This is a genomic window from Pseudomonas neuropathica, from assembly GCF_051174785.1.
In the GTDB taxonomy this organism is placed as follows: domain Bacteria; phylum Pseudomonadota; class Gammaproteobacteria; order Pseudomonadales; family Pseudomonadaceae; genus Aquipseudomonas; species Aquipseudomonas neuropathica_A.
The window spans coordinates 4,740,466-4,754,259 of record NZ_CP195111.1 but is presented as its reverse complement, the minus strand read 5'-3'; the positions used below and the strand labels follow the sequence as shown (position 1 = coordinate 4,754,259).

Annotated in this window: 11 protein-coding genes and 2 tRNA genes; 9 read left to right on the top strand and 4 right to left on the bottom strand. The window is 59.1% G+C overall.

Annotated elements, in window-relative coordinates:
- Positions 1-35: 35 nt before the first annotated feature.
- Positions 36-1,097, bottom strand: a complete 1,062-nt coding sequence (gene dinB / locus ACRRSD_RS21435; protein ID WP_435035203.1) for a DNA polymerase IV — start codon at positions 1,095-1,097, stop codon at positions 36-38.
- A gap of 280 nt (positions 1,098-1,377) precedes the next feature.
- Between dinB and ACRRSD_RS21430 the strand changes: the two genes are divergently transcribed.
- The 5 genes from ACRRSD_RS21430 to ACRRSD_RS21410 all read left to right on the top strand — a co-directional run bounded on the left by ACRRSD_RS21430 (position 1,378) and on the right by ACRRSD_RS21410 (position 7,013).
- Positions 1,378-1,454 (top strand) — tRNA-Met (locus tag ACRRSD_RS21430).
- A gap of 220 nt (positions 1,455-1,674) precedes the next feature.
- Positions 1,675-1,751 (top strand) — tRNA-Met (locus ACRRSD_RS21425).
- 279 nt (positions 1,752-2,030) lie between these two features.
- Entirely contained in the window at positions 2,031-4,670 is a 2,640-nt protein-coding gene (mprF, locus tag ACRRSD_RS21420) for a bifunctional lysylphosphatidylglycerol flippase/synthetase MprF (RefSeq protein WP_435035201.1), read from the top strand.
- Positions 4,670-5,965 (top strand): AcvB/VirJ family lysyl-phosphatidylglycerol hydrolase, encoded by a 1,296-nt coding sequence (locus ACRRSD_RS21415; RefSeq protein ID WP_435035199.1) that lies wholly within the window; start codon positions 4,670-4,672, stop codon positions 5,963-5,965. The genes mprF and ACRRSD_RS21415 overlap by 1 nt, the downstream gene beginning before the upstream one ends.
- Positions 5,966-6,686: 721 nt before the next feature.
- On the top strand, positions 6,687-7,013 hold the full coding sequence (locus tag ACRRSD_RS21410) for a DUF3077 domain-containing protein (RefSeq protein WP_435035197.1): 327 nt from the start codon (positions 6,687-6,689) through the stop codon (positions 7,011-7,013).
- Positions 7,014-7,089: 76 nt separating this feature from the next.
- Here the strand turns inward: ACRRSD_RS21410 and ACRRSD_RS21405 are convergent, their stop codons facing one another.
- The 3 genes from ACRRSD_RS21405 to ACRRSD_RS21395 form a co-directional block, all read right to left on the bottom strand.
- Positions 7,090-7,377 (bottom strand): type II toxin-antitoxin system RelE family toxin, encoded by a 288-nt coding sequence (locus ACRRSD_RS21405; RefSeq protein ID WP_435035196.1) that lies wholly within the window; start codon positions 7,375-7,377, stop codon positions 7,090-7,092.
- Between the two features lie 11 nt (positions 7,378-7,388).
- The gene (locus ACRRSD_RS21400; RefSeq protein WP_064393110.1) at positions 7,389-7,679 is read right to left on the bottom strand and encodes a Phd-YefM; all 291 of its coding nucleotides are present in this window, start codon (positions 7,677-7,679) and stop codon (positions 7,389-7,391) included.
- Positions 7,680-7,855: 176 nt separating this feature from the next.
- Entirely contained in the window at positions 7,856-9,697 is a 1,842-nt protein-coding gene (locus ACRRSD_RS21395; protein ID WP_435038533.1) for a potassium transporter Kup, read from the bottom strand.
- A 349-nt stretch (positions 9,698-10,046) separates the two neighbouring features.
- Between ACRRSD_RS21395 and rimO the strand changes: the two genes are divergently transcribed.
- From rimO to ACRRSD_RS21375, 4 genes are all read left to right on the top strand, one after another.
- Complete coding sequence (gene rimO / locus ACRRSD_RS21390) at positions 10,047-11,384, top strand: 30S ribosomal protein S12 methylthiotransferase RimO (protein WP_435035194.1); 1,338 nt, start codon at positions 10,047-10,049, stop codon at positions 11,382-11,384.
- A 432-nt stretch (positions 11,385-11,816) separates the two neighbouring features.
- On the top strand, positions 11,817-12,290 hold the full coding sequence (locus ACRRSD_RS21385) for a GNAT family N-acetyltransferase (RefSeq protein ID WP_435035192.1): 474 nt from the start codon (positions 11,817-11,819) through the stop codon (positions 12,288-12,290).
- Positions 12,291-12,480: 190 nt separating this feature from the next.
- Positions 12,481-13,191, top strand: a complete 711-nt coding sequence (locus ACRRSD_RS21380; RefSeq protein WP_042704893.1) for an rRNA pseudouridine synthase — start codon at positions 12,481-12,483, stop codon at positions 13,189-13,191.
- Between the two features lie 72 nt (positions 13,192-13,263).
- Entirely contained in the window at positions 13,264-13,734 is a 471-nt protein-coding gene (locus tag ACRRSD_RS21375; protein ID WP_007908719.1) for a DUF1456 family protein, read from the top strand.
- Positions 13,735-13,794 lie beyond the last annotated feature (60 nt).

The following is a 13,794-nucleotide window of genomic DNA, read 5'->3' as shown; positions in this document are numbered from 1 at the left end:
GCTGCCGCAGGCTGCGATCTTTTGCTTTTAACGGACTACCGCTCAAACAACTCCATCTGCTCAAACCCGCCGCGCAAGTCCTCCAGCCTCACCCCGACCCCAAGCAACCGCACCGGTTTCCCGCCGCGATTGAACGCCTGCGTCAGCATCAACTGATAGCTGCCCAGATCCCGCCCTGCCCCGGCCTGCTCCAGCGTGGTCTGGGTAAAGTCATGAAACTTCACTTTGACGAACGGCTTGCCCGGCCGATAGCTGCTGTCGATCCTTGCCATACGGGTTTTCAGGGTTTCCAACAGCTCTGGTAGCTTGTCGAGGCAACTGCGCAGATCCGGCAGATCAACGTCGTAGGTATTTTCCACACTGATCGACTGACGCCGACTGTCGTTATGCACCAGCCGGTCATCGATCCCACGGGCGAGACTCCACAATCGCTCGCCGAAGCTACCGAATTCGCGTACCAGCGCCAGCTTGTCCCACTCGCGCAACTGCGAGCAGTCAATGATGCCGAGCCTGCCCAGTTTGTCGGCCGTGACCTTGCCGACACCGTGCAACTTGCTCACCGGCAAGCCACTGACAAAGTCTTCGACCTGATCCGGCGTGATCACAAACAAACCGTTGGGCTTTTTCCAGTCGCTGGCAATTTTGGCCAGAAACTTGTTCGGCGCCACCCCCGCAGAAACGGTGATGTGCAATTGATTGGAGACTCGGCGACGGATGTCCTGAGCGATGCGCGTGGCACTGCCGCCAAAATGCGCACTGTCGGATACGTCGAGATAGGCCTCATCCAACGACAGTGGCTCAATCAGGTCGGTGTAGTCGCTGAAGATCGTGTGTATTTCTTTCGACGCTTCGCGATACGCATCCATACGCGGCTTGACGATGGTCAGGTCCGGGCACAGTTTCAAGGCATGCCCCGACGCCATCGCCGAACGCACGCCGTACGCGCGCGCTTCATAGTTGCAGGTGGCAATCACCCCACGGCGATCCGCCGAACCGCCCACCGCCAACGGCTTGCCGGCCAGACGCGGGTCATCGCGCATCTCGATGGCGGCGTAGAAACAGTCGCAGTCAATGTGGATGATTTTTCGCTGAGTCATGTCAGAAAAGGGAATGTGGCAAGCCGGACCGGCAGTATCTCACTGACACCTGTATATAGCACCAGTGGTATGAATGTTCTTTCCAGGCGGTAGGAAATGTCCTTTGAATTTATTTTCTCAATCGACGAGCGGCCGCCAATAGAGCTGAAAGCCCCGCCCCACCTGCCCTGCAGCCTGAAAAACACCCGAGAAAAAACGCTAACCGATTGAACCTCAACAGATTTTATCCAGATTGCGGGTTGACACCCCGGCGTTCATCTGTAGAATGCCGACACACAGACGCGGGATGGAGCAGTCTGGTAGCTCGTCGGGCTCATAACCCGAAGGTCGTCGGTTCAAATCCGGCTCCCGCAACCAAACATCAAAAAAGGCTACTCGAAAGAGTGGCCTTTTTTGTGCGCGTCTGTTTTTGGATTTCCTTCTTTTTAGAGATGTGATCGCCAAACAGGAATTCTTTGCATTTCCGAAACTTAACGCGCCACCTGCGACCGTTTGACGCGATTGCACACTTATTTGACCCTTTACGGGATTAGCGGTTGACACCCTGTCGTTCGTCTGTAAAATGCCGCCACACAGACGCGGGATGGAGCAGTCTGGTAGCTCGTCGGGCTCATAACCCGAAGGTCGTCGGTTCAAATCCGGCTCCCGCAACCAAACATCAAAAAAGGCTACTCGAAAGAGTGGCCTTTTTTGTATCTGTTGAAAAAGTCCTTTCGCAACAATGATCTGTCACTGTGCAGTGAACCGCTTGGGATCTTCAGAAGTGCTGACTTGCGACTATGCTTGAGTCGCAGTCCAGGCCTCTGCAATCCAGGAACTGCCCTCGCCGATACCCGGTGAGAGGCGTAGTATTTTGTGATTATTTTTTTCTACAGGGATTGGTAACTTGGCTGGATACCTCCATCCTGTCGCGCACAATCCAAGAGGTGATTGATGCGCGCCAACTCGTCTGATCCACAAGACACCGTCACAGCGGAACACCCGATCAAACCCGAGCGCCTGCGCTTGCTGGATCGGTTAAGCAAATACCGACAACCGATTGGTCTGGCGGTGACTTTGCTGCTGTTTGCCATTGCGCTGATTGCCTGTCGCCATCTGCTTGCCGAACTCGATCTCGATGCGCTGCACGACTCGATTCTCGACGTACCGAAACCCGCGCTGATCGGCGCCCTCGGTGCAACCGTGGTCGGCTTCATTATTCTGCTCGGCTACGAATGGTCAGCCAGCCGCTATGCCGGCGTGACCTTGCCGCCGCGCACATTGGCGTTGGGCGGCTTCACCGCGTTTGCGATAGGCAATGCAATCGGTCTGTCGCTGCTGTCCGGCGGCTCGGTTCGCTACCGTTTATATGCACGACTGGGTCTGGGGGCTTCGGAAGTCGCGCACATGACCCTGTTCGCCAGCCTGTCGCTGGGCTGCGCGTTGCCGCCACTGGCTGCACTGGCCACGCTGAGCGACCTGCCTGCAGCGTCCCAGGCGCTTGGCTTGTCCGAGGGATTGCTCGGTACGGTCGCCGTCACCGTGCTGCTGCTCGGCGCGATTCTGGCCATCGGCATCTATCGTCGGCGCCTGCCGGAACAACCCTACCCTGACAACCTGCTGGTCAAGGCCGGACGCCGCACCCTGCGCCTGCCGGGTCGGCGCCTGACGTTCCTGCAACTGGTCATCACCGCGCTCGACGTCGCCGCTGCCGCCACTGTTCTTTATCTGCTGTTGCCGGAAGCGCCGCCGTTCGGTGCCTTCCTGCTGGTGTACCTGTTGGCACTGGCTGCCGGCGTACTTAGCCATGTACCCGGCGGCGTGGGTGTGTTCGAAGCGATTCTGCTGGCCGCTTTCGCTGACAAGCTCGGTGCCGCGCCTCTCGCCGCTGCGCTGCTGCTGTATCGCCTGATCTACGTGGTGCTGCCGCTGCTGGTGGCCTGCGTATTCCTGCTGATCAATGAAGGTCAACGCCTGTTTCAAACCCAGACCATGCGCGCGGCGTCCGGTCTGGCCGCGCCGATTCTGGCGGTGCTGGTGTTTCTGTCCGGTGTCGTGCTGCTGTTTTCCGGCGCCACTCCCGAGATCGACACACGTCTGGAGCACATCGGCTTTCTGATTCCGCATCGTCTGGTCGACGCTTCGCACTTTGGCGCCAGCCTGATCGGCGTGCTCTGCCTGATGCTCGCTCAAGGCCTGCGTCGTCGCCTGTCCGCCGCGTGGATGCTCACCACCATTCTGTTGCTGGTCGGCGCCCTGCTCTCGCTGCTCAAAGGCTTCGACTGGGAAGAAGCGACGCTGATGACCCTGACGGCTGCGCTGCTCGGGGTGTTCCGTCGCTCGTTCTATCGCCCGAGCCGCCTGACCGAACTGCCCTTCTCGCCGCTGTACCTAGTAGCCAGCCTGTGCGTGCTCGGTGCCTCGACGTGGCTGCTGCTGTTCGCCTATCAAGACGTACCGTACAGCCATCAGCTGTGGTGGCAGTTCACTCTTGATGCTGACGCACCGCGTGGCCTGCGTTCGCTGCTCGGCGCCGCCGTCCTGCTGCTGGTGATCGCGCTGACCTGGCTGCTGCGCACCGCGCGCCCGGTCATTCACCTGCCGACGCCTGACGAACTCGATCGCGCGGCGAAGATTCTGATGGCGTCGTCGCAACCCGACGGTGGCCTCGCGCTGACCGGTGACAAGGCGCTGCTGTTTCACCAGAACGACGAAGCGTTCCTGATGTACGCGCGGCGCGGCCGCAGTCTGGTGGCGCTGTACGACCCGATCGGCCCCGGCCAGCAACGCGCCGAAATGATCTGGCAGTTCCGCGACCTCTGTGACATTCACCACGCTCGCCCGGTCTTCTACCAGGTGCGCGCGGAGAACCTGCCGTACTACATGGACATCGGCCTGACCGCGATCAAACTCGGCGAAGAAGCCCGGGTCGATCTGCACCGCTTTGACCTGGAAGCCAAGGGCAAAGAGATGAAGGACCTGCGTTACACCTGGAACCGTGGCACCCGCGATGGCTTGTCGCTGGAAATCCATGAGCCGGGGCAGGCGCCGATGGATGAGCTGAAAGTGATTTCCGATGCGTGGCTGACTGGCAAGAACGTGCGTGAGAAAGGCTTCTCCCTCGGCCGTTTCAGCGACGATTACCTGAAGCATTTCCGCATCGCGGTGATTCGCTTCGAAGGTCGCCCGGTGGCGTTCGCCAACCTGCTCGAGACTTACAGCCATGACCTGGCCAGCCTCGACCTGATGCGCGCGCACCCGGACGCCCCCAAGCTGACCATGGAATTCATGATGGTCGGCCTGATTCAACACTATAAGAGTCACGGATACGCGCGCTTCAGCCTGGGCATGGTGCCGTTGTCGGGGTTGCAACCCCGGCGTGGTGCACCGCTGACCCAGCGTCTGGGCTCGATGGTTTTCCGCCGTGGTGAGCAGCTGTACAACTTCCAAGGCTTGCGCCGCTTCAAAGACAAGTTCCAGCCTGACTGGGAACCCCGTTATATGGCCGTGCCCGCCGGACTCGATCCGCTGGTGGCGCTGGCCGACACTGCTGCCCTGATCGCGGGCGGCTTGACTGGATTGGTGAAACGCTGATGATTCAACGCTCCCTGAAGTACATCCTGGCCGCACTGATCGTGCTGGCCGTGATTGCCGGCGGCGGTTTCTGGTACCTCAAACGTCCGGCACCGGAACCGACCGTCGAACAGCTGACCCCGGCCGATGGCGCCGCCATGACCCGCGTTATCCCGGGCACCAAGCCCAAGGCGCAGGTGCTGGTGGCGGTCAACGACGACCAGAAACTCTCTGAAAAACAACTGACCACCTTGAGCCGCAGCGCCTCGGCGCAAATCGTTCAGGTGATTCTGCCCAAGGACTGCCTGCTGCAAAGCCGCGCCCTGCAAACCGGTCTGCGCGAACTGAACGGCCCGGCTACGCTGGTCAGCGGTATCGGCCCCGGCGCGGTACTGGCCTGGCGTTGGTTGTCCGAGCAAAAGGACGACAAGGCCCAAGCGATTTCCGTGGACCTGGCGCTGGAAAAACCCGGCTGCACTCACCTGTTGCCAAAATCCGCCGCCCACGGCCACTGGCTGGTGGCGTGGAACGACAACCCGGACGACGCCAGCGCAGGTTTCGTACGCGATCAACCGAACGCCGAAACCAGCATCAGCGACTACGACATCAACCTGCCGCAAGTGCTGAACAACGAACTGCGCAAGATCCTGGTCGGCGGCGACAAGGCCAACGGCGGTCTGGCGATCCCGGTGGTGGAAGTGCCGGCCGGTCAAGCCAAGGACACCGTGACCCTGTTCCTCTCCGGTGACGGCGGCTGGCGCGACCTCGACCGCGACGTGGCCGGTGAAATGGCCAAGATCGGCTACCCGGTCGTCGGCATCGACACCCTGCGCTACTACTGGCAGCACAAGAGCCCGGAGCAAAGCGCCCTGGACCTGACCGAACTGATGCAGCACTACCGGCAGAAATGGGGCACCAAGCGTTTCATCCTCACCGGTTACTCGTTCGGTGCTGACGTGTTGCCAGCGATCTACAACCGCCTGCCGGACACCGAGCAGCAACGCGTAGACGCAATCATCCTGCTCGCCTTCGCCCGCACCGGCAGCTTCGAAATCGAAGTCGAAGGCTGGCTGGGTAACGCCGGCAAAGAAGCCGCCACCGGCCCGGAAATGGCCAAGCTGCCAGCGGCCAAGGTTGTGTGCATCTATGGTGAAGAAGAGACCGATGAAAGTGGCTGCACCGACAAGACAGCAGTCGGCGAAGCGGTGAAACTGCCTGGCGGCCACCACTTCGACGAGAACTACCCGGCGCTGGCCAAGCGCTTGGTGGACTTGATCGAGAAGCGTCAGAGCAAGGACTCGGTCGCCGAAGAGTGATCTGAGCCGTGCCCCCAAAAGCCCCCGCAACTTCACAGTTGCGGGGGCTTTTTACATTCCAGCCGCCACCACAATCCCTGTGGGAGCGAGCTTGCTCGCGAAAGCGGCGGGTCAGTCAACAGATTCGCCGACTGACACTAAGCCTTCGCGAGCAAGCTCGCTCCCACAGGGGAATTGCGCTGGATTCAGCAGTTTTGTGCCAAGGCTCGCAAATCTCTTGACTCTTCAGGAAGCCAAAAACGCCAAGTGTCCACATTCCATAAAACGTGGACACCTGCTTGATTGGCATTATCGAATCGTCAACTCCACACTCAAATCTTCCGCCGAACCAATACCCGCAAAACCACCAGCAACGTTTAGTTTCGTTTACGTCTGGTCTCGCAATATCAGATGACGCCCACAGACCTTGTAGGCAAACTCCGAAACTCGTGTTCGGGCGCTTTGCCGCTCTATTGCGCTGTTTTTTGACGGGATACTCTCCGGACGTCGCTGACCCATTCAGCGATCGGGTGTGGTAACCCGGTTAGGCAAAGTGCAACAGTGCCTCCATCACGACATCAGGCGTTCTTTTACGCCTGTAATTCACTGTCATGGCAGCTGTACGTGGGAGACCTTCGGGTCTGCCGGTTTCTTTGCTCTCCCGGTTTACCACCCTGCGTACAGCTGCCACCCATTCGTGTGGTAACGAATGAGGCAGCTCCTCGTTTTAGGGAGCAAAACAATGAGCAAAGAAATTCCGTCAACGCCTTCAGACCTTACAACCATCGGCTTCACCCCTTTCCTCTACAACGCGGATCAAGCGTTCTTCAACGTGCGCGCCGGCATCCCGATTCTCGATGCCCTGTCCAAATCCTCCGACCTGCTGTACCTCGCAAAATCCTTCGCCGAAGATGCGGCCTTCATCAGAGACACCGACCGCCACGCCTGGGCTGCGCATTACCTCACACTCATGGGCAAGGCTTTGCTTGATGATGTGATTCAGACACTGACTCCTCGTCCTCCGCGAACAAAGGCTGAATCTGAATTAGATGCACCCGAGAGCATGTAAAAGCGCAGGCACAAAAAAGCCCCCGCCAGTTGAAAAACCGGCGAGGGCTATCTTTTAATTGGTTTCGACACATTGATCAGATTCGACGCTCGGCGGCGTCGTAAACCTCTTCATCTCGCCGCGCCCCAACTGCGACGATCAACACCTGAATCGCCCTGCCATTGACCCGATAAACAATGCGCGTGTCGCCCGTGCGAATCCTGCGACATCCGGCAAGGCTGGCTCTGAGCGGTTTTCCAGACTTGTCTGGCTCACCATTAATAATCCGCTCTTCAATGACATCAAGAATCCGGTTGGCTGCCGCAGATCCCAGTTGATCCAGATCCCCTTGGACTTCCGGATGATAAATCACTCCCCAAACCATCCAGCACTCCTTTAGTCCTTCCTGGCATACCTGGCTCGCATATCGTCATGGCTGACCGCCTGGGCCGGATCAAAATTGATCAATCTCTCCCGGGCTGCCGCTTCGATGCGCAGATTCTCGAGTTCATCCAGCATCTCTTGATAGGCCTGCACATTGATGATGACAGCGGCCGGTTGATTGTCTTTGAAGATAACCAAACGCTCAGTTGCACGACTGGAGATTTCCTTGAGCTTCGCACTGAAGCTCCTGACCATGGCAGTGACGGAAATTGCCTGGTCAGCACGTTCTAGTAATGCCGTCATAACTACCTCTCACTCACTTGCTGATTAGCACAATAATGCACAGAGTATTGCGTTGAATTAAACACAGTGCAACTTCCTGTTTCCAGCCACCGACCAAATACCCGCTCGACCAGACGCCCACAAAAAAGCCCCCGCCAACCACAAGGCTGACGGGGGCTTTTCGGTTGAGGCCAGGCTTACATTTCTACCTGCGTGCCGAGCTCAATCACCCGGTTCAACGGCAAATTAAAGAACCGCAAATTCCCATTGGCATTCTTCAACATGAACGCAAACAGCGCTTCACGCCAACGCGCCATGCCTTCCAGCTTCGAAGCAATCACCGTTTCGCGGCTGAGGAAGTAGGTCGTGCGCATCGGGCTGAAATCCAGATCGTCCAGATGACACAGCTTCAGCGCTTGCGGCACGTCCGGCTCGTCGGTGAAGCCGAAGTGCAGGATCACCCGGAAGAAGCCCTCTCCGTGCGCCTCCACTTCAAAACGCCGCGATGGCGGCACCCGCGGGATGTCTTCGTAGACCACCGTCAGCAATACAACCTGCTCATGCAGCACCTGGTTGTGCAGCAGGTTGTGCAACAACGCATGCGGCACGGCGTCGGAGCGCGCGGTGAGGAACACGGCGGTGCCTTGCACACGATGCGGCGGTTGCACGCGGATGCTGCTGATGAAGATCGGCAGCGGCAGCGCGCCTTCGTCGAGGCGTTCGACCAGCAGTTGTTTGCCGCGCTTCCAGGTGGTCATCAGCACGAACAGGGCGATACCGGCGATCACCGGGAACGCGCCGCCCTGAACGATCTTCGGCACGTTGGCGGCGAAGTACAGGCCATCCACCAGCAGGAAGCCAAGCAGCACCGGCACCGCGAGGATCGGTGGCCATTTCCACAGCAGCAGCATCACCGCCGACACCAGAATGGTGGTCATCAGCATGGTGCCGGTCACCGCCACGCCGTAGGCCGAGGCCAGTGCGCCGGAGGATTCAAAGCCAAGCACCAGCAGCACTACGCCAACCATCAGCGCCCAGTTCACCGCGCCGATATAGATCTGGCCCTGCTCATCGCTGGAGGTGTGCTGGATGTACATGCGCGGAATGTAACCAAGCTGAATCGCCTGACGAGTGAGGGAGAACGCGCCGGAGATCACCGCTTGCGAGGCAATCACCGTGGCCAGGGTCGACAGGCCGACCAGCGGAATCAACGCCCAGCTCGGCGCCAGCAGATAGAACGGGTTACGCGCCGCCTCGGGGTTTTCCAGCAGCAAGGCGCCCTGACCGAAGTAATTGAGCACCAGCGCCGGCAACACCAGAATGAACCACGCGCGGGCAATCGGCTTGCGGCCAAAGTGGCCCATGTCGGCGTACAGCGCTTCGGCACCGGTCAGCGCCAGCACCACGGCGCCGAGGATCGCCACGCCCATGCCCGGATGAACGACGAAGAAATTCACCGCCCACATCGGATTGATCGCGTGCAGCACTTCCGGCGTATGGCTGATGCCGTACACGCCAAGCGCGCCGAGGACGAGGAACCAGGTGACCATGATCGGCCCGAACAGAATGCCGATCCGCGCCGTACCGTGACGCTGAATCAGAAACAGCGCCACCAGAACGACCAATGACAGCGGCACAACCCAATGGTCGATACCATCGAATGCCAGCCCCAGACCTTCAATCGCCGACAGTACGGAAATCGCTGGGGTGATCATGCTATCGCCATAAAACAGCGCCGCGCCGATGAGTCCGCAAACTACCAGCAACGACCGCAGCTTCTTGCGCTGCCCCGCCGCCCGCCGCGCCAGTGCGGTGAGCGCCATGATGCCGCCCTCGCCCTGGTTGTCGGCGCGCAGCACGAACATCATGTATTTGATCGACACGACCCAGATCAGCGACCAGAAGATCAATGACAGAATGCCCAGCACTCCATCGTGATTGACCGATACGCCGTAAGCGCCGGAAAACACTTCTTTGAGGGTGTACAACGGGCTCGTGCCGATGTCGCCGTAAACCACCCCGACCGCCGCGACCAGCATGCTCAGCGGCTTGGTGGCCGAACCCTCGGCGCCTGCCGCATGACTACTTGCCTGACCCATCCAACACTCCTACTTCTCAGAACCGGCTTCTTGAATGAAGCACTATGCTTTGTGGTGCAGCATGCGCTGTTTTACCTGTTGTTACAGACGTTTTGTTGACTGTAAAAAATTGGTAAAGCTCAACGGCGCGAAGCATAGCGCAGCACTCGTCGTATTTCCCTGCATAAAGCTGGTCAAGTGCGTTGCCCGCCGCTAGAATTGCGCACTTTTTGATCAGAGGCGCGCCCTAAGCGCCCGTCCGTCGGCTTTCGCACCAAGAAAGCGATGTCACAAAATACCGAGGTTAGACATGTCCACCACTCCTGCGCCGGCCAATCCAAAGGTTGGCTTTGTATCTCTGGGTTGCCCGAAAGCACTGGTCGACTCCGAGCGCATCCTGACCCAGCTGCGCATGGAAGGCTATGACGTGGTGTCCACCTATCAGGACGCCGACGTGGTCGTGGTCAATACCTGCGGTTTCATCGATTCGGCCAAGGCTGAGTCGCTGGAAGTGATCGGCGAAGCGATCAAGGAAAACGGCAAGGTGATCGTCACCGGTTGCATGGGCGTGGAAGAAGGCAACATCCGCGACGTACACCCGAGCGTGCTGGCCGTGACCGGTCCGCAGCAGTACGAGCAAGTGGTAAACGCCGTGCACGAAGTGGTGCCGCCGCGTCAGGATCACAACCCTCTGATCGACCTGGTGCCGCCGCAAGGCATCAAGCTGACCCCGCGCCACTACGCCTACCTGAAGATTTCCGAAGGCTGCAACCACAGCTGCTCGTTCTGCATCATCCCGTCGATGCGCGGCAAACTGGTCAGCCGTCCGGTCGGTGATGTGCTCGACGAAGCTCAGCGCCTGGTCAAATCCGGCGTTAAAGAGTTGCTGGTGATTTCGCAAGACACCAGCGCTTATGGCGTTGACGTGAAATACCGCACCGGTTTCTGGAACGGCGCACCGGTGAAAACCCGCATGACCGAACTCTGCGAAGCGCTGAGCACCCTCGGCGTCTGGGTGCGTCTGCACTACGTTTACCCTTACCCGCACGTTGACGAGCTGATCCCGCTGATGGCCGCCGGCAAGATCCTGCCGTACCTGGACATCCCGTTCCAGCACGCCAGCCCGAAAGTGTTGAAGTCGATGAAACGCCCGGCGTTCGAAGACAAGACCTTGGCGCGGATCAAGAACTGGCGCGAAATCTGCCCGGACCTGATCATCCGTTCGACCTTCATCGTCGGCTTCCCAGGCGAAACCGAAGAAGACTTCCAGTACCTGCTGAACTGGCTGACCGAAGCCCAGCTCGACCGCGTCGGCTGCTTCCAGTACTCGCCAGTGGATGGCGCACCGGCGAATGATCTGGATCTGGAGATCGTACCGGACGACGTCAAGCAGGATCGTTGGGATCGCTTCATGGCGCACCAGCAGGCGATCAGCTCGGCACGTCTGCAAATGCGTATTGGCCGTGAGATTGAAGTGCTGGTGGACGAAGTTGACGAGCAAGGCGCGGTTGGCCGTTGCTTCTTCGATGCACCGGAAATCGATGGCAACGTGTTTATCGACAATGGCAGCAATTTGAAGCCGGGCGATAAGGTCTGGTGCAAGGTGACTGACGCTGACGAATATGATTTGTGGGCTGAGCAGATCTGATCTGAACGTCAAAAGCCCCTCACCCTAACCCTCTCCCAGAGGGAGAGGGGACTGATCGAGATGTTCTTGCGTGCTGCACCGACCTGAACGTGCGAGTCGTGCTTAGGCTTTGAACAGCACGTAGACCAGCGCCCTTCCCCTCGCTCAGATGGATTGGGGACTGATCGAGGTGTTCTTTCGAATTGCGGCGACTTGAAATATCGAGTCGAACTCAGGTTTTGAACAGCATGAAGATCAGCCCCCTTCCCCCTCGCCCCCTCTGGGGGAGAGGGTTGGGGTGAGGGGGAGAGTTCTTGCTGGCGACAGAAATAGCCAGCCAGACACCATAACAAATACAGAAAGCCCCGCTCTTTTTCCGAGATGCGGGGCTTTTTTACGGCTATCGTTTAGCGGGGGACGGACTCCCTTGAAACGGACAAGAGGCAAACGGGCATGCGTCACCATTCGGTCATCCACACGCCGAAACTCAGCGATTATCAGGAACTGACCCAGGTCTGGGAGGCCTCGGTCCGCGCCACCCATGATTTTCTCCCGGACAGCTATATCGAGCTGCTGCGCAACCTGGTGCTCACCCGTTATCTGGATGCGGTGATGTTGATTTGCACCAAAGACGCCAGTCAGCGCATCACCGGGTTTGCCGGTGTCGCGGCAGGAAAGATCGAAATGCTGTTCATCGATCCCGCCTATCGCGGCCAGGGTTTGGGCAAGAAACTGCTGAATTACGCCCTGCAACATTTGAATGCCGATGAACTCGACGTCAACGAACAGAACCCGCAGGCGCTGGGGTTCTACTTCAAGCAGGGTTTTGAAGTGATCGGCCGCTCGGAGGTGGATGGCATGGGCCAGCCGTATCCGTTGTTGCATATGCGTTTGCGCCAGAACCAGCAGCGCTCCAGCAACGGTTGACACCGTGTAAAACCCTGTGGGAGCGAGCTTGCTCGCGAATGCGGTGTACCAGTCACTGCACACATAGACTGGCAGGACGCCTTCGCGAGCAAGCTCGCTCCCACATTGAATTCAGCGCCTGTAAATGGAACCGGACTTAACCGGCGCCACACAGGTACAATGCCCACCCCTTTTTTGTTACGGCCCTGTCATGACTGACCCGATTCGCCTCTCCAAACGCCTCATTGAACTGGTCGGTTGCTCCCGCCGGGAGGCCGAGCTGTTCATTGAGGGCGGCTGGGTCACCGTGGACGGCGAAGTGATTGACGAGCCGCAATTCAAGGTCGGCGACCAGAAGGTCGAGCTCGATAAGGACGCCAAGGCCACCGCTCCGGAGCCGGTGACCATCCTGCTCAACGCGCCGGCCGGTATGGACGTCGAGACTGCCATGCAGTCGCTCAGCGCCGAAACCCTCAGCGAAGAGCACCGTTTCAGCAAGCGCCCGTTGCGCGGGCACTTCCTGCGCCTGACCGCCAGCGCCGACTTGCAAGCCAAGGCCAGCGGCCTGCTGGTGTTCACTCAGGACTGGAAAATCCTCCGCAAGCTCACCGCCGACGCCGCGAAGATCGAGCAGGAATACGTGGTCGAGGTCGAAGGTGACATGGTCGCTCACGGCCTCAATCGCTTGCAGCACGGCCTGACCCACAAGGGCAAGGAGCTGCCGCCGGTCAAGGCCAGCTGGCAGAACGAAAACCGTCTGCGCTTCGCCATGAAAAACCCGCAGCCCGGCATCATCGCCCAGTTCTGCGAAGCGGTCGGCCTCAAGGTCATCGGCATCCGCCGTATCCGCATCGGCGGCGTCTCGATCGGCAAGGTCCCGGTCGGCCAATGGCGCTACCTGTCCGGCAAAGAGAAGTTCTAAGACTTCCACTGCCGCCACACATTCCGGCTGCGCGCCTGCGTGCTGCCCACAAACGCTTACAGGATTACTCACATGATTCATAACGACGTATTGCGCAGCGTGCGCTACATGCTCGACATCAGCGACAAGAAAGTTGTCGAGATCATCAAACTCGGCGGCATGGAAGTAGCACTCGCCGACGTAGTGACCTGGCTCGACAAGAAAGAAGAAGACGAAGAAGGTTTCGTGCGCTGCCCGGACGAAGTCATCGCGCACTTCCTCGACGGTCTGGTGATCTTCAAGCGTGGCAAGGATGAAAGCCGTCCGCCGCAGCCGATCGAAGTGCCGGTGACCAACAACATCATTCTGAAAAAGCTGCGCGTGGCCTTTGAACTGAAAGAAGACGACATGCACGCGATCCTCAAGGCCGCCGAGTTCCCGGTGTCCAAGCCTGAGCTGAGCGCGCTGTTTCGCAAGGTCGGCCACACCAACTACCGCCCGTGTGGCGACCAGTTGCTGCGTAACTTCCTCAAGGGCCTGACCCTGCGCGTTCGCCCGGCCTGATCCCCTTCTGCGGTGGCGACTGATGGTCGCCGCCGCAACGCATGACCGCTCATTCCCTCC